Source organism: Rhodospirillaceae bacterium (assembly GCA_016712715.1).
Taxonomy (GTDB): Bacteria; Pseudomonadota; Alphaproteobacteria; order Dongiales; family Dongiaceae; genus Dongia.
On record JADJQM010000001.1, the window covers coordinates 1,252,298 to 1,274,866 of the forward strand.

Below are 22,569 nucleotides of genomic sequence, written 5' to 3' on the forward strand. Positions count from 1 at the left end.
CATTCTCAAATCCGGCTCGAAGCGGTCACTGGCCTTTTGCCTTGCCCCGACGCAGAAGCAACATGCCAAGGATGATCAGGCCAAAGGTGATCTGCCGCACGGCCTCGGGCATCTGAAGGACGGAAAGGATGGAGGTCAGAAGCGTGATGAACAGCGCGCCGACCACGGTACCGGAATAGCTGCCCTGGCCGCCAAGGATTGAGGTTCCCCCAAGCACGACCGCCGACAGGACGGGCATCAGATAGGGGTCTCCCATGCCCTGATAGGCTTGGTTGGCATAGCCGACCAGCAGCAGGGAACCGACGGCGGTGAAAAGCCCGGCAAGCACGAAGGTCAGCATCGTCAGAAGCCGCACCCGGATGCCCGACAGGTAAACCGCCTTTTCCGAATTGCCTGCCGCCATGATGTATTGGCCATACACTGTGCGCCGCAGCAAGACATGCATCAGCACAATCACCACGCACCAGAACCAGAAGGCATTGGGCACGCCCAGGCTGCGCCCCAGCGCCAGATCGATGGACAGCTCGGGCGCAACGCCGCGAGGCTTGAAACCACCGGTAAAAAAGACGACAGCGCCGACCAGCATCGAGTTCACGGCCAGCGTCCAGACCATCGACGGCAATCGAAAGATGGCGACTCCGATCCCGTTGATCAGGCCGATCAGCGCCCCAGCCGCCAGACCGGCAGCGATGCCAAGGGCTGCGACATCCGGGTTTTCGACCCCAGCCACTGTCGTAGCCACCACACCCACCGCCGTTAATGCGGCCGGGACGGACAGGTCGATGTGACCAAGAAAGATCACCAGCGTCGCACCGGCCGCGATCACGCCCAGATAGGCGGCGATCTGCAACTGTTGCAGCAGGTAGTCGGCAGTCAGAAAGTTCGACGACACACTGCTGCCCATGGCCAGCAAGGCCACGCACCCCAGTGCGACAAGGACAATGGCGGTGTCCACATTCCAGCGCTGCGTCAGAGAACGGATCATGTTGGCCCTCATTGCGAAAAGAGCTTCAGCCGGTTGCGCACCCGCAGAAGGCCAAGCGACCCCAGCACCACCGCCGCTGCCAGCACGAAGCCTTCGATAAACGGCTGGGCCAAGGGTGGCAGGCCACTGAAGAACATGACGGCGGCCACGGTCTTCAACAGCAGGGCTCCGATCACGACCCCCATGCTTTGCCGACGCCTCCGGCCAGCGACACTCCACCAAGAACAATCGCGGCGATCGAGTTCAGCGTATAGTTCGGGCCTACCCCCGCATCGCCCGTCAGGGTGACCATCGCGAGGTAATAGCCGCAAAGCGCCGCACACAACCCGCCCAGTCCATGTGCGATGATGCGCACCGGATCAGGGAAATGCCCGTCAGTGCCGCCGAGTGTTCCGACGAACCCACGCCCTGCGCCTCGAGCCCGAAGGCGGTGCGGCGCATGATCAGGCTGAACGCCACTCCGGCCAAAAGTATCAGGATCAGCGAGGTCGGAACCAGACCGACGGCATAGCTGAAGGCATCCGACAGCCCCTCGTTCACCGCACCGCCGGGCGTAGGACGCAGAGCAAGTGCCACGCCGGAGAAGACGGCGCCCGTGGCCAAGGTGGCGATGATCGGCGGTATTCGCCCCAAGGTAACGACCAGACCGTTGATCAGTCCGCAGGCAAGCCCAGTTGCCAGAACTGCAAACGTGCCGAACACCAGCGAAACCCCCTCACCGGCCAGGACATAAGAGGCGATGACGTTGCTGAGTGCCACCATTGCCCCGACCGACAGATCGATCCCGCGGACCATCACGACAAAGAACTGCGCGAAAGCGGCAAAGACCAGAAGCACGCTCTGGTTCGACCAGATCGTCAGCACACGAGTAGAAAAGCCCCGCGGATGGCTGGAGAAATAGACCACCAGCAGGATGGCCAGCGCCACCGCCGGGATCAGCACCCGAAGATCAATCCGCTTCATGCGACTTCTCCTGTGGTGTGATCCGAAGCAAGCCCCATGGCGGCAGAAATCAGCATCTCGGGCGTCAGGCTCTCGCCGGAAAGCTGACGGGCAATCCGACCTTGGTAGAACACCGCCACACGGTGGCACAGATGGACAAGTTCTTCGTAATCGGTCGATTGCAACACGATGGCCATGCCCTCGGCTGCAAGCTCGGCCAGCAGAGTGTAGATCTGTGCCTTGGTCTTGACGTCGATCCCACGCGTAGGGTCCAGAAGCAACAAGCAGCGCGGCGACAGGACCAGCCATTTCGCGAGCAGTACCTTTTGCTGGTTGCCGCCCGACAGGGTTGCAACCGCGTCGTCCATCTTGCCATAGGCCAGTTCCAGTCGGTCAAGGATGGCCGCGATCCGCGCCTGGTCGCCCGGATCGAGTTCGGGGCCCAGCCTGCTGCCGAGGGCAGCGAGGCGCAGGTTATCTGAGATTGACAGCCCCGGGATCAGGCCTTCGGTTTTGCGATCCTCCGGGATGAAGGCAAGGCAGATCTCGCGGGACTTCGATCGTGCGGGATTTCGACCGGAATAGATCTTTCCGTCGATCTGCACCTCACCGGACACGCGCGACAACAGGCCGAAGATGGCCTCAAGCACACGTTGTTGCCCCTGCCCATCAAGCCCGCCCAGACCAAAGATCTCGCCGGGCAGGACATCGAAGCTGACGTCGTGCAGTTCATTTTCCCAGCCAACCTGCGACAGGCTCAGAAGCGGCGGCGTGTCAGACGCGGGCAAAGGCGGGGGCGGCGGGAAAAGACGCTCTAGCGACTGCCCGATCATCAGCGACACGATGTCCCCATGATCAATCGTACCCGCTGGAAAGGTCCGGATATGTGCGCCGTTTCGAAAGACCGAAATGACGTCGGCAAGCGCATGAACCTCGTGGAAACGGTGTGATATGAACAAGATACCGCAGCCTTCCTCGCGCAGCTCACGGATGACGGCAAAGACCCGCTCGACCGCGTCGGCACCAAGGGCAGACGTAGCCTCGTCAAGGATAAGAAGGCGCGGCTTTTGATACAGAGCCTTGGCAATCTCGACCAGTTGGCGTTCAGCCAGGGTCAGTTCTGACACGGTCCGGTCAAGCGCGATGTGGTCTGCCCCGATCCTGTGCAGACATGCGCGGGCCTCGTCATAGGCGCTGCGTTGCATCACGCCCATTCGGGTCTGTGGCCGGGCCAGCACGATGTTGTCGCCCACGCTGAGCGCTGGCATCAATGAAAGTTCCTGAAAGATGCAGACAATTCCGCGCTGCGATGCATCACGCGGGCCCTGTAGTGCTACGGTCTGCCCGTCCACCGCCATCGCGCCGCTTGTGGGTCTGATGACTCCGGTCAGAAGTTTCATCATGGTCGATTTCCCGGCACCATTTTCACCGAGGATGGCGTGGATCTCGCCTGGATTGCAGGCCAGCGTCACCGCGCGAAGGGCTTGAACCGGCCCATAGGATTTCGATGCGTCGCGCAATTCGACGATGGGCAGGCTCTGCATGGCATTCTTCCCGATTGCGGGGTGACCCGAAGGCCACCCCGCAAGATTGAAGGGATCAGAGGTTGTCCGGCGACTGGCCAAGCAGCTCTTCGGGCGTAAAGACCGGGAAGCAGTTCGGATAGCCCGTGGTGGTATAGAACGTATCGGGCAGCTCGGGGAAGTAATCGGTCCCTTCGACCAGTTCCGCGTTGGCCTTCTGCGGGATCGGCAGATAGACCATTTGCGGCAGGGCATTCCCTTCCAGAAGTGCAACAGCGGCCTCAAGTGCCACGGCCGACATCACAGGCGCCTGCGCAGCGGTGACCCCCGGATATCCGCCTTCGGCAATCATCTTGCGCGCTCCGTTACCCGCGTCGCCGCCCACCGGAACCACCGGATGACCGGCGTTCTTCATCGCATTCAGAGCGCCGATCGTGCCTTCCTGCACCATGACACCATCAAAGTTGCCATGCGTCGCAATGGCATCCGCGACGACCTTCTGGACGGTGCCGGCATCCCAGTTGCCCACGACCTGTACGACCTCCAGCCCTGGATTTGCATCGAGGACCGACCGCATTCCCAGATGGTTGTCGCGATCGGTGGCATTGCCGGGCAGGCCAGATACTTCCAGCACCTTGCCTGTTGCAGCGCCCTTTGCGGCGATGATCGCATCGACAACGGCCTGCGCCTTCAGGCGGCCAAGTTCGAACTGGTTCTCGTTGACCTGCACGATCGCATCGGTGTCCAGAACGTTGTCAAACGGCACCAGTACCGTGCCGGCATCTTCGGCGCGCTTGATGACTGAATTGAACGCAGTGGGGTTGACGGCGATGATGACGATGGCGTCGTAACCGGCCGCGATATAGTTGTCGATCGCCGCGATCTGGGCCGCGCTGTCGTTGCCGACAGACACCACCGTGAATTCTCCCAATTTGCCGGCGTTCTCAGGCCGTGCCGCCCAGGCCTTGGCACCCTGGATCGCGGTCACGCGCCAGTCATTGCCGGCAAAGCCGTTCACGAAGGCCACGCGGAACGGTCCTTCCCGCTTTTCATAATGGATTACTTTCGAAACGTCAGGCGCCGCCGAAAAGCACTCCGGACGGTAGGTGTCCTTCGCAAGAGCCGGACCTGCCAGCGTCGAGAGTGCAAGAAAACTTACGGCCAGCGCGCGGCTGGCAGCGGATAAAAGCATTGATTTCTCCTCCCAGAATGGTGCGCTGGCGTTAATGCTAACGCTACCATAAGCATGATTTGCACAGGACCTATCTAAAGACAAGCAGTTTGTGGTAGCGTTGTCATAGTGAAGTTGGAAGCCTTGGGGCAGCGTTCGGGAGGAACGGGATGGTGAACGGAAATGCGACCTTGGCCGACGTGGCAAGTCTTGCCGGGGTCAGCATTATCACGGTGTCACGAGTGGTCCGGAACCTGGGTCCGATATCCGAACGCACACGTCAGAAGGTTATCTCGGCGATCTCTGAACTGGACTATGTCCCGAACAGAGCTGCGGGAATGCTGGCTTCGGCCGGGTCGAACCTGGTCGCAGTCCTGCTGCCCTCGCTGTCCAACATCGTGTTCCCTGAGGTGATGCGCGGCATCACGGAGGGCCTTCGGGGGACCGGCCATCAGCCGCTTATCGGCGTGACCGACTACGATCCCAAGCAGGAAGAAGCCCTGCTGACCTCCTTCATGTCCTGGCGGCCTGTGGCTGTCATCACCACAGGATTTGAACATACCGAAACCACACGCCGGATTCTGTCCAGTGGCAGGGTCCGGGTAGCAGAACTGATGGACATTGATTCGCAGCCGATAGACCTGGCAGTCGGGCTGTCGCACCGCAGTGCAGGCCAGGTCACCGCGCGCCACCTTTCGGACCTCGGCTACCGCCGCTTTGGTTATGTCGGGCATGATTGGACGGCCGACCGGCGCGCGCGCCTACGCTACGAAGGGCTGGTTGAAGGGCTTGCAGAGCGGGACCTGTCAATCGTGGCCGAAACGTTAAGTCCTGGAGCTAGCTCGACAGAAGCGGGCAAGACGGCGCTCGCGACCTTGCTTGCCAAAGGAGCCGCACCGGATGTGGTGGTGTTCTCGAACGACGACATGGCAGTCGGGGGCTATTTTCACTGCCTTGCAACGGGGATCGAAGTGAAGCGCGACCTGGCACTGTTTGGCTTTAACGGGCTGGAAATCGGACAATGCATGCCGGCTCCGCTATCGACCCTGCGGTCAAACCGGTTTCTGATCGGAAAGCAGGCGGTGGAAGTTCTCTTGTCGTCAGCTAAGCAACCAGGAGAGACGCAAACTATCGACACCGGCTTTGAAATCATTGCCGGCAAGACTGCCTGACGCCATCAGAACGAAGTTGCCGGACGGATCAGATCGCACTCCCGCGTCTGCGAGGGCGCGCCGAACATCGGCGCCTTTCCCGTCGCCCTCCATGGCAACACGGCATCGGCCAAGATCGGCTTACTTCCTGAAGGAACCGAGTTTCCGGTGCCTGCCCTCGCCGTCAATGATCGCGCCATCTTGCACGAACGACCCCGGTCGTGCCTCTTCCATCGCCCGCCCCGATCCAAGCTCCCAACGCGACTTGGGCCAGCCTCCCCCTGTCGCTGATTGGTGTCTGGCTTGTCATTGGCAAGGATGCGGGCCTGCCGATTCCCCAGAACATGGGCGACTGGCTGGCGCTCCTGGCCGGCGTGATGTTCGTTGCCGGTGCCGCGAGGATACAGGTCTCGCGTGTTGAAGGCGTATTCCCCATGATGTTCTCCTACTCCCTCTATGGCGGGATCTTTGGAGCCGTCCAGATGCTCTTGCTGAGCGCGGAAGTTGGGCCTCCGCCCATGTTGGGAACCTGGATGAACCTTGCGCCTTGGATCGTGCTTCGGTGTCTCGGTTTCCTTCTGCCTACGAACGCGATCATCACCTGGTCTCCCAAACATCTTGGCGCTGGCCTGTTCAGCATTCTCATCCTGGCGGAGCTCATATTCGGGACGGTCAGCGCTGCGATCTGGGCCAACGAGCCTTTTGGCTGGCATGAGGTCGCTGGCTGCCTGCTCATTCTCACGGCAGGAGTGACCGAGGTCGTCTTGGCGCCCCGCACAATCAAGCAAGGGAGGCCCTGATCACGGCGTTACTCATCGTGATCGGCTACGATGATTGACCACTGGACTGAGGTATTGTCAGTTCGATTGATGCACGAGGTTGGAACCGCTTTCAGTCCCAGAGAACGTCGAAATCCAGTTCCCTTCGCTCCGCCATCGAACCGCTTTAAACAGCCGCTTTCCTCATACTTTGTAAATCATTTGTCCTTAGGGCCGCAGGCCGATTCTCGGGACAATTTGGGACAAAAAGAATCGAGGAATGGCCAAGCGAAAGTTGCCTCCAGGGGTTTCGTACCGGGGCAAAACCAAAGACGGGCAAGACAAGCACCAAGGGAAAGTCCGCGCCAAGGGCTACAAGCTCAACATGCTTTTCATCGGGCCAGAATCTGATCTCGAAGCTGGCGAGTGGGTTGCTCAGCTCCGTGGCGATGTGAAATGGATGGCCCCTGATGACCCGGCAAAAGCGGATGACGACGGCGAAGGCGGCTTCGACCCCAAAAATTAGGTGCCTGAGTGACCAGTACCAGCAATGCGAAGCTATCTGCTCCTAGCTTCGCTAAAGAGCTGTCGGCGCTCGCCCTCCTCTTCCTTCTCGCCCTCGCCTGCCCCGCCCTGGCTGCCCAGGTCCACATCATTGGCATTCCCGGAATCACGGACGGCGACACTATCCGAGTCGGCAAATCCAAAATCCGCTTGTTCGGCCTCGATGCCCCCGAAAGTGTGTTTGAGTACCGAACTGGGCCCCACCCAAAGGATCCTTATCGTATTGATTGTGCGAGCAAAACAATTCGCAATATGGGGTCCCGATCGGCGCCGATCGGGACCCCTCTCGAATCCAGATTTATAAGAGAAATCATATGGATGGTTGAAAAATGGAAGGGGTCCCAGTTCGGTGCTGAAATACACACGGTCATGAGCGACCGCGAGCGGGGCTTTTTTACTGCCGTCAAATCACTCGAATCTGACCATCAGACGGTGGTGCATTCCGCTGGGGAATATGTTCGCGGCAACGTCCACAGCAACACCGCGGACGGTGTTGGAGCCCTGCTGGAGCGCGCCCGGATGGGTGTCTGGCATCGGATGAGCCGGCCGCATCTACAGCGCTACCTGGACGAAATCAGCTTCCGCAGGAACTGCCGGATCAAGCGAGAGGTCACCAGCAAGGGCGGCCGCAAGCGCCGGGCCATTACGACCATTCCCTTGCCAGACATGCTGTCTAAAATGCTCCGGCCATGTATCGGCCGGCAGATTCGACGGACGGAGAATTATAGCTTCAAGGTGTTACCAAATACTCTGGCGTCACCATTCTAGTGGGACGACATGGCTGTTCTAGGCGAGGGCCTTAAGACCCTTCCGGTCAACGATATTCAAGAGCTTTAGACCCATGCTTGACGGCGTTTTGAGGTCCTGCTCCCAAGCGGTGACGGTTGCTTTGCTGACATTCAGATAGACAGCAAAGACACCCTGACTAGCCTTGTTAACTTTGCGGATCTTCTTGATATCGGCTGCGGTATAGTGGGGCACCTGCGGCAGACACAGAGCGTCAAATTCTCGCATCGTTTCGACGCTGATCGCGCCAGCTTCGTGCAAGTCCTTGGCGGCCTCAAGGACCTCGCTGAGAATGCGACTCTTCTTAGCCATTGCAATTTACCTCCAGTATCTTCTTGTCTTTGATGAGGTCAGCCAGTTTCTTGTCGTTTAAGGCCATATACTCATCGCCAATCTTTATAAGGCCCTTCTTTTCATCTTTCGTGATGTTCGCCTGATCGCTTTTAGCAAATCCGAAAATGAAGAACAGTCTACTCCCTTGACGATGGGCGACAATTGTTCGAAACCCACCGCTCTTTCCGCCGTTTGCTCTGGCGACCCGCTTCTTCAGTAAAAACCCACCCAACCTGGCTTCTACCAACCCATTTTCAATTTCATGGGCCGCCTGGCAAAGATCGGCATCTGTTACCTGCTCATCCTTAGCCCAGCGCGCAAACGTTCGATTCTTAAGCACCCTGATGGACATTTATATACTACCCAGTCGTATAGATGTCAAGCCCGAGCAACCCCAAAACCGGCGCCGCCCGAAGGGGAGTCTATACAATCAATATTGGTTCGCTGGCAAATAAGATGCCCAAAATAGCAGTCAGAACCGTCAGAAAATGGCCGGTCCGACCACCATAGTTTGTGGGTCCCCTGAAATCACTTTGTTTGGTGTGTAATGGCGTAAAAAAATAACGCCATTACACACCAAACAAAGTCGGCTCTGGTGAACCACTAGATGTGGTTTATTGGCTTTGCCAGGAGTTAGGGCCGGACGAGACACCCCCGCCCAGGGTTTACAATCTCACCTAGTTATTGGCATGTTTACAGGGAGTAGGTTGTCTCGAGCTGCTATCCGAGAGCTCGAAAAGATAGGCGCACGTAAAGCCGTTTCGATCGGCGATCTCACGAGCTGGTTCCGGGGCGAGGGCGATCAGGAGAATGCCCAAAATGCTGATAGTGGAATTCCAAAGATCCCCTGACCGAAACTGAACACGTCGTTGCCCAGGTAGATGACAATCCCGACTACATTCCAAGTCTTGCCCGGTCCTTGGCTCTTGAACCAACGCAGGTTCTTTAGGTCATCGTCGTTGAGACTAACCGCCGCCTTAATTTCGATCGCGATCAGGGTTCTGCCGGATTCCGCGACGAAATCAACTTCATGGTGCTTGCCTCGCCAATGGTAGAGCGTCCATCGTTCTCTCTGGTAAGGCAAGTTCTTGAGCAATTCATTGTAGACAAACGTCTCGACCAACGGACCGAGCGCGGTAGCATTGACGTCGGCCGCGAATGTTCCAGGCGTGAAATTACGGAGCGTTGCGACGATGCCAGTGTCGAGCATATGAAGCTTTGACTGTTTGGCCGCACGCACTTCGCGCACCATGGCAACTTCTTCATCCAGTGCCACAGTGGCAAGCTTTCCTTCAAACATATCGGACCCAAATTGCTCGATCATGGTCGCGCAATAGCGCGCGATCTCGACGGGGGTGGATTCACCAGAAGAATAGCTTCCCAGTTCGTCTTTCCCAGAAAGGCGATAGGAAAAATACTCCGTGAGCGGAATCTGATTTCGCACGGCACCGCCAAGCAGCAGAGTCAGCGGCACATTTTCGCTCTTTCCCCTCGCATCCCACATCGCCATCTCGATACCGCCAAAGACGCGGCGACTATGTAGAACGTTACCCCAAGGTGTATAACGCATCGCCGGAACGAGTCGGCGCTCCGCCGTGTGAATATCGCGCACATCGAGGCCTATGATCTGGTCTCGTTGCTTCAGAACATCTGAAGAGCGGTCGCCGTCTGCCACTTCGCCTAGACCGACGACTCCATCCTCGGTGATAACTTCGACAACGGTCTTGGTCACTGAAGCCATAGAGCCGTAACTAAAACGGTATGGTGCCGTGAATGGGATGTTGACTGGCGTAGCGCGGAGATCTTTGATTTTCACTTTACCGATACTCCATAGATGAACGCCATTACACACCAAACAAAGTCGCGCTAAGCGACATACAATATGTTGATGTTACTAAAAGCTGTATAGTTTACTGATAGGTAACGATTTTATAGAACGATCCAACATCCTTAACAGGACCAGGACTGCCTTGCGCATTTCGAGCGACCTTGACAATATATGTATAAACTAGCATATCTAGGGTAGTGAACGATGACCTCTCCAGACAGCATAGACTTGCGCGAGGTCATCTTCATCAACGAGCGCTGCCGCAAGGACTATTTCGATTTACCGGAAGACGTTTGCGAAACTGCCGATCAGGCAATTGATGCCCTTCAAAATGGTCGTCAATTGCCGCCCAAAATGTTCACCAAGCTTGGCGGCGGGCTGTCCGGAATTGATGAAATTCGTATCCCTTATGATACCGACACGTATCGTGTCTACGTCATGCAGGAGTGGAAATGGGTGATTATAGTTGTTGGGGCCGAGATGAAAAAATCAACGTCCGGCAACAATATTCCGAAAGATCAGGTTGAGCGATTAGAGGCGCGCCTCAAGAAGGCTCGTGCCTATGTCAAAGACAACAGTCACTTGCTTGAGCGGGACTTTCTGAAGCGCGAAGCACGTCGGAATGCATAGAAGTAGGAGTTCGAGATGAGCAACGAGAATTGGAAAGACGATCCCCTTGAGAATACGCCTCCAGTTTGGGGAAGTGGCTCATTTCTGAGAGACCGCGGATATCCTGACCCGACACAGACCAAGATCAAATTTGATCTGGTCTGCATGATTCGAAACGTTGTTGAATTGAAGCAACTGCGGCAGATTGATGTCGTCGCCAGGGTCAATGAATTTGAACGCAATCCGACGCTTACTCAGCCTGACGTTTCCCGTATTCTCCGTGGAAACGTGAAAGGTTACTCGGAATCGCGCCTTATGATAATTCTTGCGGCCCTGGGGAATGACGTATCAATCGTCATTAATCCGGTCGAAGGACACGGGCATATCAGAGTGAGTGAGCGAGATCTGGCAGTCGCCTAATCTCAGTTCAAAGTGGCGAAGCTAAGTGGTTCGAAAGAACCTTGAAGCCATAATTCGGCGTTCGCCGGATCTGTCGGCCGATACAGGGTCGGAGCATTTTTGACATTGACCTGCCACTGAAGATTTCCTCCAAATCGGATTAGAGTCTGGCCCAGCAATGGAGACAGACGATGAAGAAGAGGCGGTTTACGGAAGAGCAGATTATTGCGGTGCTGCGTGAACACGAGGCAGGGGCGAAGACGGCGGATCTGGCCCGCAAGCACGGGGTATCCGAGGCGACGCTGTATAACTGGAAAGCCAAGTTCGGCGGGCTGGATGTCAGCGAGGCCAAGCGGTTGCGTGCCCTGGAGGACGAGAACGGCAAGCTGAAGCGACTGCTGGCCGATAGCATGCTGGACGCGTCGGCGCTCCGGGAGCTTCTAGCAAAAAAATGGTAAGGCCCGCCGCCAAGCGTGAGGCTGTCGCTTTTCTGAAGACCACGTTTCAGATGAGCGAGCGCCGGGCCTGTAGCGTCATAGCCGCTGATCGCAAGATGATCCGCTATTGCTCCAGGCGACCACCGGAGCCAGCCCTTCGGGCCCGGTTGCGGGATTTGGCCAATGAGCGCCGCCGCTTCGGCTATCGGCGCCTGTTCATCCTGCTGCGCCGGGAGGGCGAGGCATCGGGCATCAACCGGATCTACCGCCTCTATCGCGAGGAAGGTCTGACCGTGCGCAAGCGCCGTGCCCGGCGGCGCGCTGTCGGCATTCGGGCGCCGATCCTGGTCGAGGTGAAGGTCAACGCCAGCTGGTCGCTGGATTTTGTCCATGACCAGATGGCGAACGGCCGTCGCTTCCGCATCCTCAACGTGGTCGATGACGTAACCCGGGAATGACTGGCGGCCATCCCCGACACGTCGATCTCGGGGCGGCGCGTGACACGGGAACTGACAGCGCTCATCACCCAACGTGGCAAGCCCGGCATGATCGTATCGGACAATGGCACCGAGCTGACCTCGAACGCCATCTTCGCCTGGGCCAAAGACCATGGCATTGAGTGGCACTACATCACCTCCGGCAAGCCCATACAGAACGGATTTGTTGAGAGCTTCAACGGCCGGATGCTCGACGAGCTGCTGAACGAGACCCTGTTCCGCGGCCTCGGTCACGGCAGATCGGTCATTGCCAGGTTGGCTGAAGATTACAACACAGCGCGACCACATTCCGCGCTCAACTACCGAACCCCGGCGGCCTACGCCGCCATACTGAAAGCCGCAAGGGGCCCTGACGCTGCGCGCACTGATAGCTCCGCGCCAGAGCCCCTTGCTACCACCGCGCCAGACGGCGTATCAAACAGCGAGACTCTAAAAGCGACTGGATGACGCTTCAGTGGCAGGTCATTTTCTCTCAGCAACTTTGTTTGGTGTGTAATGGCGTAGATGAACTTCGCCCTTAAAACTTGGAGAGCTCCGAGTTGGACAATTTCATTTCTTAGTCTCTGGCCCAGCGAAGGTCCATCTGGTTAGATGCAATCACAAATAGGCTCTTTCTGACAGTGCTATGCGGCGATAACATGGTTTAGTGATTATGCAAAGTTGCGATATTGTTAGGCGGGAAACGAAATGGTGACCACACCAATAGATGTTGCCGATCCTTCAGAATGGCGGGGGCATGAGCAGCGTCAACACCTCTACAGGCACATGTTAACGAGAATGCTCGTCATCGGTATTCTTGCGATAGCAACGGTTGCGACTGCTTTGCCATTGCGCGCGGAAGATAAGCCTATCCTGCTTTTAAGTATGAAAGATCCATTTGCCCGGGCTTACAGTCAAAATCGGGAGAAAGTTCACGACACTCTAGGCGTAAACTTGAACGTTGAGCTCCTGGATTACGAAAGTGTCAATCGAGCGCTTGCCGTAAATTCTCTGCGCAAACAATCAGATTATGATTTGGTTGCCGTCGACATAGTCTGGGTAAGCGATTATGCGAGCCATGGAGCACTACTACCCCTCCAACTTCTGGTGAGTGACCACCGTGTTGACGGCAGTGATTTCATTGACCTGGCATGGGAAGGCGGTCAGTTCGATGGCAAGCAGTTTGCGTTACCAATTCAGCCACATCCCGAAGTGCTGATTTATCGGCTCAGCGTCCTGAGAAGACTAAATCTTAAACCTCCCAAAACAACCGATGATGTCATCGAAATCGCACGCCGTGTCGAGGAAGAGATCCCGAACATGCACGGGATATGTTGGAACGCCGCATCTGGAGCAGCGCTTGGCCAGCAGATGCTTCACTTTGCAGCGGCTTTCGGCGCTCCAGTGCTTCGTCCCGATGGCAGCTTTACGGTAAGTGATCCGGGGTGGGTAAAGGCGTTTGAGTACGCCAAAACATTGGCTACCCTTTCACCACCTCAAATCAGTGAGATGGCGTGGGACGTGCGCATGGCGCATTTCGGTATGGGAAGTTGCGCTATGACATACGCGTGGGGCGCGGCAATTGCTGGATTAGAGGAAGTTGGTAGCACTATCGCTGGCGACATCGGATATGCCGCAGCGCCTCATGCTCCTGGTTACTCACCGGTAACGCCACTGGGGTCTTGGTTGCTTGCAATACCTGCAAATCTTGCGCCTGACAGAATACCAGCAGCCTTAGATGCCCTACTTCGCCTGACCAGCGCTGATGGAGCCCGATTGCTTCTTGAATTAGGTGTCAGTGCTTCGCCGCGACGCAGTCAAACGTTGGGGGCGAGTCGTAGCTATTCAATTTTGAAGTTGGTTGACGAGTTGGATCATTCGGGTGAACTGGCAACCTGGATGAGGCCTGCCGTGCAAGGATTTCAAGGTCTATCAGAGATAATTGGTGTAGAGGCCCATGCTGCTCTATTTGATGGTGTGCCTGTGTCAACTGCTTTGGCTAGAATAAACGGAAGAGTCAATGATCAAGGAGAAGTACCTTAGCAATGGCTTTCTGGAAAAATCGCTTCTGGCGATCTACATTGCAAAGTCGGATTGTCATTCTCGCTTTGCTGCCAGCATTGATTGCCTTGATGTCTTCGATTTCCCTCACTGTCGCCCTATCAATTGTGACAGTGTCAACCATGGAAGCAGATCTAATGCGTCAACGCCTGGAGATCGCGCGACTTTCTGCGCTTTCCATAGAGCGATACCGGGCACGTCTACATGAGTTGTTTGCGGCGGGCGCCCGTGGTGATTTGGAAGAGCTGCAAACTGCACAATCTGTTTTATCTAGCTTACGAAGCGAGATTGGCGCTGTAGCCAAACCCTTTGCGCAAGATGTTCGACTATTGCAATTAGCTGATTTGCCCGATCGTGTGTTGTCTGCGGCAGATGCTTTGATCCGGCGAGATGCGCCGGCCGCGCGCCAGAAGATGAACAATGTAGATCGAGCAATCGGAACTCTGGCAGAGCACTTTCAATCGATCGCAGGAAGTGCCGAGGCGTCAGAGAGGGTCGCTCGCAGAGCGGCCGAATCTGTCTTGTCAGATTTGACTATTGCATCCTTTTTCCTCGGCTTTGTCGCTCTCGCGATATCACTTCTCGTCGGTATTGGCACTGAGAGACTTGTTCGGAAACCTTTGACGCTAGTACTGACAGCAATCGATCGAATTCGCCGCGGAGAAGAAGCTCCTAGATTGTCGACAGATAGTTCAAGTGACGCAATGTCGGAGACATTTGAAGCCATAAACGCTCTTGCAGAACATGACAAGGAGAGGCAATCGGCTCTCGCTGAACTGACTATCGCCGAGAGTAGAGCCAAATCCACTCATCAGAAAATTGAACTAAGCATGAAAGCGGCGGGTCTTGGCTCATTTGCAATTGTAGCCAATGGTCGAAAAGTTATTCTCGACAAACGAAGTCAAGGATTGTTGCGGATACAGAGTGACGAAGCAAGCTGGAGAGGTATACTGCGGGCAATTGAACCGGCCGATAGAAAGAAGATACTTGATGTCTTCCGTCGGACGATGACTAATGACGAGCCTATAGCCTGTATTATAAGGACATATTCAAGAGGTCGCTTGCCTCAGCACCTACAGTTTCTTGGACAACGTTCTATGGACACGTCCAGCTTCATAGTGAATGGCGTTATCATGGATGTGAGCCCCCAAGTCATCGCTGACGAAGCCGCCCGGTTGAGCACAAGGTATGAAACTACCGCTAAGTTAGCCACAATCCTTTCTCATGAGCTGAACAATATGATGGGAGTAATATACGGCGTCGCGGAAACTATGTCAGACCCGGCGACGACAAAGCAGAATTTGGAGCGGTCGACAGCCGTCCTAAACTCTGTGGCAAAGCGTGGAGTTGGCTTGGTCGGACGAATGACTGAAGTCTCGCGCCCCAAACAAGTGCAATTCGGAATCGTGTGTTTGAACCAACTGGTGAAGGAAAACGAATCCTTACTACGAGCAGCGGCTGGCCGAGGTATAGAGTTGTCAATCAAAATAGAAGTTGAGAACGCAAGTGTTGTTGGGGACGCGGGCCTTCTTACAGACATACTTATTAATCTCGTGATAAACGCAAGGCAGGCAATGAGCGATGAAGGTAGTCTGTCGATTGAACTAAATAGAGTTTCACAGTTGCCAGGCAGTAATAACGACACTTTGCTATTTGGAACTTCTGAGTACTTTCTTGGATTCGTAGACGACGGACCGGGATTTGTAACTTCGACGATCACGCGATCAACTGAACCGTTCTTCACGACAAAAGACAGCGGCTCCGGACTGGGTCTTTACATCGCGGATCAGTATTGTGAAGCCGTTGGTGGCAGTCTTTCCCTCGAAAATCTGCCTTGGCGAGGTGCCCGTGTGATTATGTTTTTTCCTGCTGCGGAGCGGAGAGTGGTTTAAAGATTGCTTCGGAGTTGCCGGCAACGAATCGCAACCAGCCGGAGACTGACCTGCCACTGAAGAATTCCTCCAAAACGGATTAGAGTCTGGCCCAGCAATGGAGACAGACGATGAAGAAGAGGCGGTTTACGGAAGAGCAAATTATCGCGGTGCTGCGGGAACATGAGGCCGGGGGCGAAGACGGCGGATCTGGCCCGCAAGCACGGGGTATCGGAGGCGACGCTCTACAACTGGAAGGCCAAGTTTGGCGGGCTGGATGTTTCTGAGGCCAAGCGGCTGCGGGCCCTGGAGGACGAGAACGGCAAGCTGAAGCGACTGCTGGCCGATAGCATGCTGGACGCGTCGGCGCTGCGGGAGCTTCTGGCAAAAAATGGTAAGGCCCGCCGCCAAGCGTGAGGCTGTCGCTTTTCTGAAGGGTCGGTTTCAGATAAGCGAGCGCCGGGCCTGTTCCGTCATAGCCGCCGATCGCAAGATGATCCGCTATTGCTCCAGGCGACCGCCAGAACCAGCCCTTCGGGCCAGGTTGCGGGATTTGGCCAATGAACGTCGCCGCTTCGGCTATCGGCGCCTGTTCATCCTGCTGCGCCAGGAGGGCGAGGCATCCGGCATCAACCGGATCTACCGCCTCTATCGCGAGGAGGGTCTGACCGTGCGCAAGCGCCGTGCCCGGCGGCGCGCTGTCGGCATTCGGGCGCCGATCCTGGTCGAGGCCAGAGTCAACGCCCGCTGGTCGCTGGATTTCGTTCATGACCAGATGGCGAACGGCCGCCGCTTCCGCATCCTCAACGTGGTTGATGATGTGACCCGGGAGTGCCTGGCTGCCATCCCCGACACGTCGATCTCAGGACAGCGCGTGGCGCGGGAACTGACAGCGCTCATCACCCGACGTGGCAAGCCCGGCATGATCGTATCGGACAATGGCACCGAGCTGACCTCGAATGCCATCTTCGCCTGGGCCAAGGATCACGCTGTCGAATGGCACTACATCACACCAGGAAAGCCGATGCAGAACGGCTTTGTCGAGAGCTTCAACGGCCGGATGCGCGACGAGCTGCTGAACGAGACCCTGTTCCGCGGCCTCGATCACGCCAGGTCGGTCATTGCCAGGTGGGCTGAAGATTACAACACAGCGCGACCACATTCCGCGCTCAACTACCGAACTCCGGTGGCCTACGCCGCCATCCTGAAAGCCGCAAGGGCCCTGACGCTGCGCGCACTGAAAGCTCCGCGCCAGAGCCCCTTGCTACCACCGCGCCACACGGCGTATCAAACAGCGAGACTCTAAAAGCGACTGGATGACGCTTCAGTGGCAGGTCATGTTTATGGGTAACTTGATCTAAATCACCCTACTCTTGTTGCCACTAAGCTATAAGGCACCGCAATTCTCGCAGCATTCCATTCCAAATCGAAGAGGTCACAATGCCTAGAGTTCTCGTGGTTGATGACGACGCGGATTTCCGTGAACTACTTAAGGTCCTGCTAGATCAATTGGGATACTCAGTGGAGGAAGCATGCGATTCGCATTCAGTATTGGAGATGCCGTCACTGGATCACTACGACGCAATCGTAACAGATGTCATGATGCCCAAGATTGATGGGATTACCCTCATCAAGATGATACGAGCTGCAGAATGCAATATCCCGATCATCGCAATATCTGGATCAAAAAGTACGCTTCCTAACCAGATCGGACTTTCACTATCGAAGCTTTTTGGTGCAAGCGAAGTTCTCTACAAGCCATTTTCGCGTGACGAGCTGGCTCTAAAACTTAAAAATTGCATCGCAGAATCTAGAATCGTCGCTCTTCTGATAGGAGTATAAATCTAGGACGATAGCCTCTAGCGCCAGAGAGAGGTGTTTTTGCGCTGGCGTTTCAAGATTGTGTATCGCAGTTGCAACTTGCCTTAAGGGATCTGTGTTGAGGACTTTGTGTGCCTTAGTTGTAAGCTTCAGGTAGCGAATTCTACGGTCCTCCTTGGATACGTGAGACACTACCAATCTCTTTTCCTCAAGGGACCTTAGAGTCTGCGAGGCAGATGAGAGCGATAGTCCATTATATTGTGCAAAAAACGTCACTGTTCGCGAAGACTCATTGGCGCTCAATAAATACCTTAGGAAACTCCATTGTGCAGGCTTCAGGTCGGCGTGGTGGCTTAGGACGTGCAATCGTCGCGCCAACTGCTCGACCAGTTCGGCGAGAACGATTGCATACCCTGAAGCGTTGTGGCCGCAGCTATTTGCCGACTGTGAGTTGCTGGCTGCCAACCTTTCATTGACATCACTAGCCCGCAATCTTGTTGACCTAAGAGAAGTAGGCATCGAACTCTTTCATCTAATGATCGTTCTCAATAAGTGTATATCTGCCTTGAAAGGCAGTCAAACTGACATGCGAAGTTGAAAATTGATGGACAAAAGGCTATTGGAAAATTAAATGGAGAAGTCACTAAACGAATTTTCCTGGCCTAAGAACTCTTAGACCCAAGATGTTTCGAGGGAGCCATTTTAATGGTTCACTTCGTACCTTGAAGAGGAAGCGGCAAACGGTCCGGTTACTAGGAAGAACGTGGCTGAGACCGAAACAATCAAGAGTTTGTTGTGCGAAGACAGTTTAAGCCTTGGTCTGAAATAGTTAAGACGCTACGGGATGCGCGTAGTTTAACCCAGACTGAATTTGCCGAGATATTGGGCGTCAATCAAGCAACGATCTCACGTCTTGAGCGAGGTGATATCAAACCAAGCCCTACAGTGCAGAAGCGATTGCGTTCACTTTCGGTCGAAGATCCGTCAGACAGCTCAATTCGTGCTTTTGTCAATACAAGTCCGCATACGGTCTTCGTCATATCGCGGAACCTAGAAATTGTGCTTACAAGCGAATTGTTCGCACAAAAAAATGCTACGTCGCAGAGCGCCTTGGAAGGAAAGTCCTGCAGGAATATGATGACCATTGAGCTTACTGAAGCGTTTAATGCGGCATTGCAGAATGGGTTCTTTGAAGGCCGCATAAAGCGAGCGGTGGTTACCGCCAGGATGATGAATGAACAGCGGGAGGTAAGGTATGGACAGGCGACCTGGACGCCCCTTGTCATGAAGGCGCATGGCATAGTTATGCTTGTTCAATCTGTGGCTCTTAGTATGGAAGAATATGCAAAGCTAAGATCTAAATTACCGCTGATTGAGTTTTCGTTCAACTGACTTAGAGAGAATAACGCTCCCCGTAATTGCATCGACGTCTTTTATTCGGCCTAGCGCAGAACATACTTGATCTGGGATTCACTGTGCTTTGGTGCCTTCATTTGTTACTCCTCATCAGCCCCAACCGTCACAACAGCAGTTTTCCAGGTATTCGTGGCCAAGAATTATTCGGGGCAGTTCAATGCCCTCGTACGATCGAAAGGATGCTCGTATGCGATCGCTTAGGAGGGACTGGTAAGTCAAAATGAGTGAGGGGTGCTATGGCCAAGCGGATAGTTGATAGGAAGGAATCCAGTGGGCGTATCGCAGTGACAGAGTCAGCTCTAAATGAGGAAAGGAGCTGTCTGTGATACGTCAAGATGAGAGTTCACCCGGGGTCCGGAACGTACTTCTGACCAATGTACTTAGCTACACAGGTCCAGGCGCTTTGGAAGCGCTAGTAAGCAGCGGCTGCTCTGTGGCGTGTCATGATCCTGCGTTTGTAGATGAAGAGGCTCGTCAAAGATTCCAACACAAATGGCCAACTACGCATCCGCTAAGAGTCGCCGTGGCAGATGGGGTAGCGGATGAAGCAATCGATCAACTGGGGGAACTCGACGCTGTTGTGTTTAATGATGTCTACCCGTTAACCGTGCGGCCTGTTGAAGATGTAGACTTAATGGACTTACGTGCCACTTTCGAGGCGGTTGCGGTCTTTCCATTCCGATTGGCGCAGTGCGTTATACCAAGAATGAAGTCCCGCCACAGAGGCTCATTGGTGTTCGTCACTTCGGCCAGGGAGAGACGGCCAGAAGCAGGCTACTCGGTGCCTACCATGGTGAGAGCAGCCACTACCGCGTTTGCAAAGACTCTTGCAAAGGAGCTAGCGCAGTTTCAAGTCCAAGTTAACGTGGTCGCTCCAAACTATCTTGCTAGTGAATTATACTATCCTCGCGCACGTTTCGTTGACGATCCGTCCGGTCGTGCAATGATTGCCGCACTAGTGCCCTTTGGCCGTCTTGGAACCCCCGATGAGGTGGGCGAGCTCATTGCATTTTTTGCGTCAGGCCGTTCGCCTTTCGTGACCGGACAAGTTGTTGATTTTGCCGGAGGGTGGCCATAAGTCAACCCATGGCACACTAGAGCTGGCAATTTGGCTTTCAATTGACCTGCTGCTGAAAATTCCTTCCAGATCTGACCTGATGGGATGGACGGCCACGCACCGGCATCGACATGCTGACCTGGCACTGAACTTTCATCCAGTTACGATTGGAGCCTCCTGTTTTGTTTCGCCGTCTGGCGCGGTGGTAGCAAGGGGCTCTGGCGCGGAGCTATCCGTGCGCGCAGCGTCAGGGCCCCTTGCCGCTTTCAGGATGGCGGCGTAGGCCGCCGGGGTTCGGTATAGTCGAGCGCGGAATGTGGCCGCGCCGTGTTGTAGTCTTCAGCCCATCTGGCGATGATCGAACCAGTGTGAATGAGGCTGCGGAACAGGGTCTGGTTAAGCAGTTCGTCGAGCATCCGGCCGTTGAAGCTCTCAACAAATCCGTTCTGTATGGGCTTGCCGGAGGTGATGTAGTGCCACTCAATGCCATGGTCTTTGGCCCAGGCGAAGATGGCGTTCGAGGTCAGCTCGGTGCCATTGTCCGATACGATCATGCCGGGCTTGCCACGTTGGGTGATGAGCGCTGTCAGTTCCCGTGTCACGCGCCGCCCCGAGATCGACGTGTCGGGGATGGCCGCCAGTCATTCCCGGGTTACGTCATCGACCACGTTGAGGATGCGGAAGCGACGGCCGTTCGCCATCTGGTCATGGACAAAATCCAGCGACCAGCTGGCGTTGACCTTCACCTCGACCAGGATCGGCGCCCGGACGACGATGGCAAGCCACCGAGCACGGCGCTTGCCCACGGTCAGACCTTCCTCGCGGTAGATGCAGGTCAGGCCTTGGCGGCACTCGCGATGAAGACGTTAGCGTATCGGAGAATATCTAAAAGCGAGGGCTGGGCTCCGAGATCGAGGAATCTAGGAAGCGGCTGCGTTCAGTACTGCGGCCTTAGTCAAACGCGCAACCCAACCCGGCGAAGAACACAGGAAGGCCTCTCGCGCGCCATATGCGCGGCATAGCCTAAGCTGCGCAATCAGCAAATAGCCGTCTGTCTTTTCCTGCGCTCGTCGGCGGCTGAAACCAGCCTCAACGCGCGGTGGGACGCCAAAATTTGGGCAACCGGCATTGCGGCACGTATTGACGTGAATTCCGTCGCAAGGTACCGGAACCCGAAGGTCCTTTGGTCCCAATTAGGCATAGGGAGATGGTTGGTGGAACCCATCGGAACGAGGGCGCCGCCTCCCGGAGATTCCTTCTGCATGGGAGGCCTCCAAGAATAGCGGATTTCCGCCTAAGAGGAGGCACCTCTATACCAGCTTCCACACTAACGTAAACGCCTAGCAATAATCGCTCTGGTATCCTGCTGAGTGTCACGCTGTCTGAGCAGCGTCACAAATGACCCGTGGGGCTCAGAGCCGTGACCCAGCGTTGTGGTCAGGTTCAACAATCTGCTTGCCACAATCCGATCATTGTGTCTACTTTACGCTCCAGTTAATGATACAACGACTACTATGATTGTCACCGAGATCTGCGCTTGCACCTTCCACAATTCCATTTTATTTATCTTTTTCAAATAGTAAGAACGCTATCATACGTCTTCGGATCGATCTTTAGTCGCTAACTAGTTCATCGCGCAAACGTTCGTCCTGAACGACCTCAGGAGTGAAAGTATGAACATTTTAGCGACAGGTCCGCAGCCACGCTTCTATCGGCCCGACAGCCGCCTGCGTCGCCCCCCAATCCTGGACAATTTCGAGCACGCTGTCCGCGCGAACCGCTCGGTACGCATTCAGGGCTGGTATCAGAGTAGTCTGAATGCAGCGTCGTTTCCCTTCTTCTCAAGCCTTGAGCGGAAACTGATGCTGCAGCTGGACATTTCTGAGGGCGTCAAGAGCTACCAAATTCAACCGAAATCAATTCAGTACAGTATCAGTGGTGTTGCAGCGTCCTACACAGCCGACGCCCTAGTCCACCGATATGTTGGCGCCTCCTACTACATCGAGGTCAAAGCACTCGCCCATCTTCACGATCCGGAAGTCGCACGAAAGTTGGCTGCCGTCGCCGAAGAACTTGCATCGCGGAACACACCGCTCAGAATCGTCACAGATGCGTATCTCGCTACTGAGCCGCGGCAATCGAACATCCGCCAACTGCAACTCTATCGGTCGGTTGAGCCTGATCTCGAGCACGCGTATCGCGTAGACACTCTTCTCGCGCAATCAGCGACTGCAACAATAGGTACTCTCGCCGCGCTTACAAATGATTTGGCTGCTGGACGCGAAAGCGTCTACGCCCTGTTGCTGCGGCGGCACCTCGTCACAAACCTTCTAATGCCACTTGGGGATCACTCTGTTGTGCGCCACACCCATCATTCATAG

Annotated in this window: 22 protein-coding genes and 3 pseudogenes; 14 read left to right on the forward strand and 11 right to left on the reverse strand. The window is 55.5% G+C overall.

The window, feature by feature from the left end; genetic code table 11:
- Nucleotides 1-25: 25 nt before the first annotated feature.
- The 6 genes from IPK59_06180 to IPK59_06205 are packed head-to-tail and all read right to left on the reverse strand — an operon-like array spanning nt 26 to nt 4,726.
- Nucleotides 26-997: an ABC transporter permease gene (locus IPK59_06180; protein MBK8158366.1), complete on the reverse strand. Its 972-nt coding sequence runs from the start codon at nt 995-997 to the stop codon at nt 26-28.
- A complete protein-coding gene (locus IPK59_06185; GenBank protein MBK8158367.1) occupies nt 994-1,170 on the reverse strand; it encodes a hypothetical protein in 177 nt (58 codons plus the stop codon). Before IPK59_06185 ends, IPK59_06180 begins: the two co-directional genes overlap by 4 nt.
- A complete protein-coding gene (locus IPK59_06190; protein ID MBK8158368.1) occupies nt 1,158-1,310 on the reverse strand; it encodes a hypothetical protein in 153 nt (50 codons plus the stop codon). The genes IPK59_06185 and IPK59_06190 overlap by 13 nt, the downstream gene beginning before the upstream one ends.
- The gene (locus IPK59_06195; GenBank protein MBK8158369.1) at nt 1,265-1,948 is read right to left on the reverse strand and encodes a hypothetical protein; all 684 of its coding nucleotides are present in this window, start codon (nt 1,946-1,948) and stop codon (nt 1,265-1,267) included. The genes IPK59_06190 and IPK59_06195 overlap by 46 nt, the downstream gene beginning before the upstream one ends.
- A complete protein-coding gene (locus IPK59_06200; protein ID MBK8158370.1) occupies nt 1,945-3,471 on the reverse strand; it encodes a sugar ABC transporter ATP-binding protein in 1,527 nt (508 codons plus the stop codon). The genes IPK59_06195 and IPK59_06200 overlap by 4 nt, the downstream gene beginning before the upstream one ends.
- A 55-nt stretch (nt 3,472-3,526) precedes the next feature.
- Nucleotides 3,527-4,726 (reverse strand): ABC transporter substrate-binding protein, encoded by a 1,200-nt coding sequence (locus IPK59_06205; GenBank protein MBK8158371.1) that lies wholly within the window; start codon nt 4,724-4,726, stop codon nt 3,527-3,529.
- A 65-nt stretch (nt 4,727-4,791) separates the two neighbouring features.
- Here IPK59_06205 and IPK59_06210 point away from each other — a divergent pair, with 65 nt between their 5' ends.
- The 4 genes from IPK59_06210 to IPK59_06225 all read left to right on the forward strand — a co-directional run bounded on the left by IPK59_06210 (nt 4,792) and on the right by IPK59_06225 (nt 7,862).
- A complete protein-coding gene (locus IPK59_06210) occupies nt 4,792-5,793 on the forward strand; it encodes a LacI family DNA-binding transcriptional regulator (GenBank protein ID MBK8158372.1) in 1,002 nt (333 codons plus the stop codon).
- Between the two features lie 200 nt (nt 5,794-5,993).
- The gene (locus tag IPK59_06215; protein MBK8158373.1) at nt 5,994-6,572 is read left to right on the forward strand and encodes a DMT family transporter; all 579 of its coding nucleotides are present in this window, start codon (nt 5,994-5,996) and stop codon (nt 6,570-6,572) included.
- Between the two features lie 238 nt (nt 6,573-6,810).
- Nucleotides 6,811-7,056, forward strand: a complete 246-nt coding sequence (locus tag IPK59_06220) for a hypothetical protein (protein MBK8158374.1) — start codon at nt 6,811-6,813, stop codon at nt 7,054-7,056.
- Between the two features lie 8 nt (nt 7,057-7,064).
- Entirely contained in the window at nt 7,065-7,862 is a 798-nt protein-coding gene (locus tag IPK59_06225; GenBank protein ID MBK8158375.1) for a transposase, read from the forward strand.
- Between the two features lie 18 nt (nt 7,863-7,880).
- On the opposite strand, the gene IPK59_06230 is transcribed toward IPK59_06225, so the two are convergent.
- From IPK59_06230 to IPK59_06240, 3 genes are all read right to left on the reverse strand, one after another.
- Nucleotides 7,881-8,192, reverse strand: a complete 312-nt coding sequence (locus IPK59_06230; GenBank protein ID MBK8158376.1) for a DNA-binding transcriptional regulator — start codon at nt 8,190-8,192, stop codon at nt 7,881-7,883.
- Entirely contained in the window at nt 8,185-8,565 is a 381-nt protein-coding gene (locus IPK59_06235; protein ID MBK8158377.1) for a type II toxin-antitoxin system RelE/ParE family toxin, read from the reverse strand. The genes IPK59_06230 and IPK59_06235 overlap by 8 nt, the downstream gene beginning before the upstream one ends.
- Before the next feature lie 450 nt (nt 8,566-9,015).
- Complete coding sequence (locus tag IPK59_06240) at nt 9,016-10,029, reverse strand: DUF4143 domain-containing protein (protein ID MBK8158378.1); 1,014 nt, start codon at nt 10,027-10,029, stop codon at nt 9,016-9,018.
- Between the two features lie 216 nt (nt 10,030-10,245).
- On the opposite strand from IPK59_06240, the gene IPK59_06245 reads away from it, so the two are divergent.
- The 7 genes and pseudogenes from IPK59_06245 (at nt 10,246) to IPK59_06275 (ending at nt 17,736) form a co-directional block, all read left to right on the forward strand.
- Complete coding sequence (locus IPK59_06245; GenBank protein ID MBK8158379.1) at nt 10,246-10,671, forward strand: type II toxin-antitoxin system RelE/ParE family toxin; 426 nt, start codon at nt 10,246-10,248, stop codon at nt 10,669-10,671.
- Between the two features lie 15 nt (nt 10,672-10,686).
- Nucleotides 10,687-11,070: an XRE family transcriptional regulator gene (locus tag IPK59_06250; GenBank protein MBK8158380.1), complete on the forward strand. Its 384-nt coding sequence runs from the start codon at nt 10,687-10,689 to the stop codon at nt 11,068-11,070.
- 170 nt (nt 11,071-11,240) lie between these two features.
- A pseudogene (locus IPK59_06255) lies at nt 11,241-12,430 on the forward strand (IS3 family transposase).
- A 240-nt stretch (nt 12,431-12,670) separates the two neighbouring features.
- Nucleotides 12,671-14,005, forward strand: a complete 1,335-nt coding sequence (locus tag IPK59_06260; GenBank protein ID MBK8158381.1) for an extracellular solute-binding protein — start codon at nt 12,671-12,673, stop codon at nt 14,003-14,005.
- Between the two features lie 2 nt (nt 14,006-14,007).
- Nucleotides 14,008-15,915 (forward strand): hypothetical protein, encoded by a 1,908-nt coding sequence (locus tag IPK59_06265; GenBank protein MBK8158382.1) that lies wholly within the window; start codon nt 14,008-14,010, stop codon nt 15,913-15,915.
- A 110-nt stretch (nt 15,916-16,025) separates the two neighbouring features.
- Nucleotides 16,026-17,214, forward strand: a pseudogene (locus IPK59_06270) (IS3 family transposase).
- 120 nt (nt 17,215-17,334) lie between these two features.
- Nucleotides 17,335-17,736: a response regulator gene (locus IPK59_06275; protein ID MBK8158383.1), complete on the forward strand. Its 402-nt coding sequence runs from the start codon at nt 17,335-17,337 to the stop codon at nt 17,734-17,736.
- Here IPK59_06275 and IPK59_06280 read toward each other — a convergent pair.
- Nucleotides 17,677-18,234: a MarR family transcriptional regulator gene (locus tag IPK59_06280; protein ID MBK8158384.1), complete on the reverse strand. Its 558-nt coding sequence runs from the start codon at nt 18,232-18,234 to the stop codon at nt 17,677-17,679. The two genes, IPK59_06275 and IPK59_06280, sit on opposite strands and share 60 nt — an antisense overlap.
- 276 nt (nt 18,235-18,510) lie before the next feature.
- Here IPK59_06280 and IPK59_06285 point away from each other — a divergent pair, with 276 nt between their 5' ends.
- Complete coding sequence (locus IPK59_06285) at nt 18,511-19,107, forward strand: helix-turn-helix domain-containing protein (protein ID MBK8158385.1); 597 nt, start codon at nt 18,511-18,513, stop codon at nt 19,105-19,107.
- Between the two features lie 346 nt (nt 19,108-19,453).
- The gene (locus IPK59_06290; protein ID MBK8158386.1) at nt 19,454-20,209 is read left to right on the forward strand and encodes an SDR family oxidoreductase; all 756 of its coding nucleotides are present in this window, start codon (nt 19,454-19,456) and stop codon (nt 20,207-20,209) included.
- Between the two features lie 132 nt (nt 20,210-20,341).
- On the opposite strand, the pseudogene IPK59_06295 reads toward IPK59_06290, so the two are convergent.
- A pseudogene (locus tag IPK59_06295) lies at nt 20,342-21,018 on the reverse strand (transposase family protein).
- Nucleotides 21,019-21,861: 843 nt separating this feature from the next.
- On the opposite strand from IPK59_06295, the gene IPK59_06300 reads away from it, so the two are divergent.
- On the forward strand, nt 21,862-22,569 hold the full coding sequence (locus IPK59_06300) for a hypothetical protein (GenBank protein MBK8158387.1): 708 nt from the start codon (nt 21,862-21,864) through the stop codon (nt 22,567-22,569).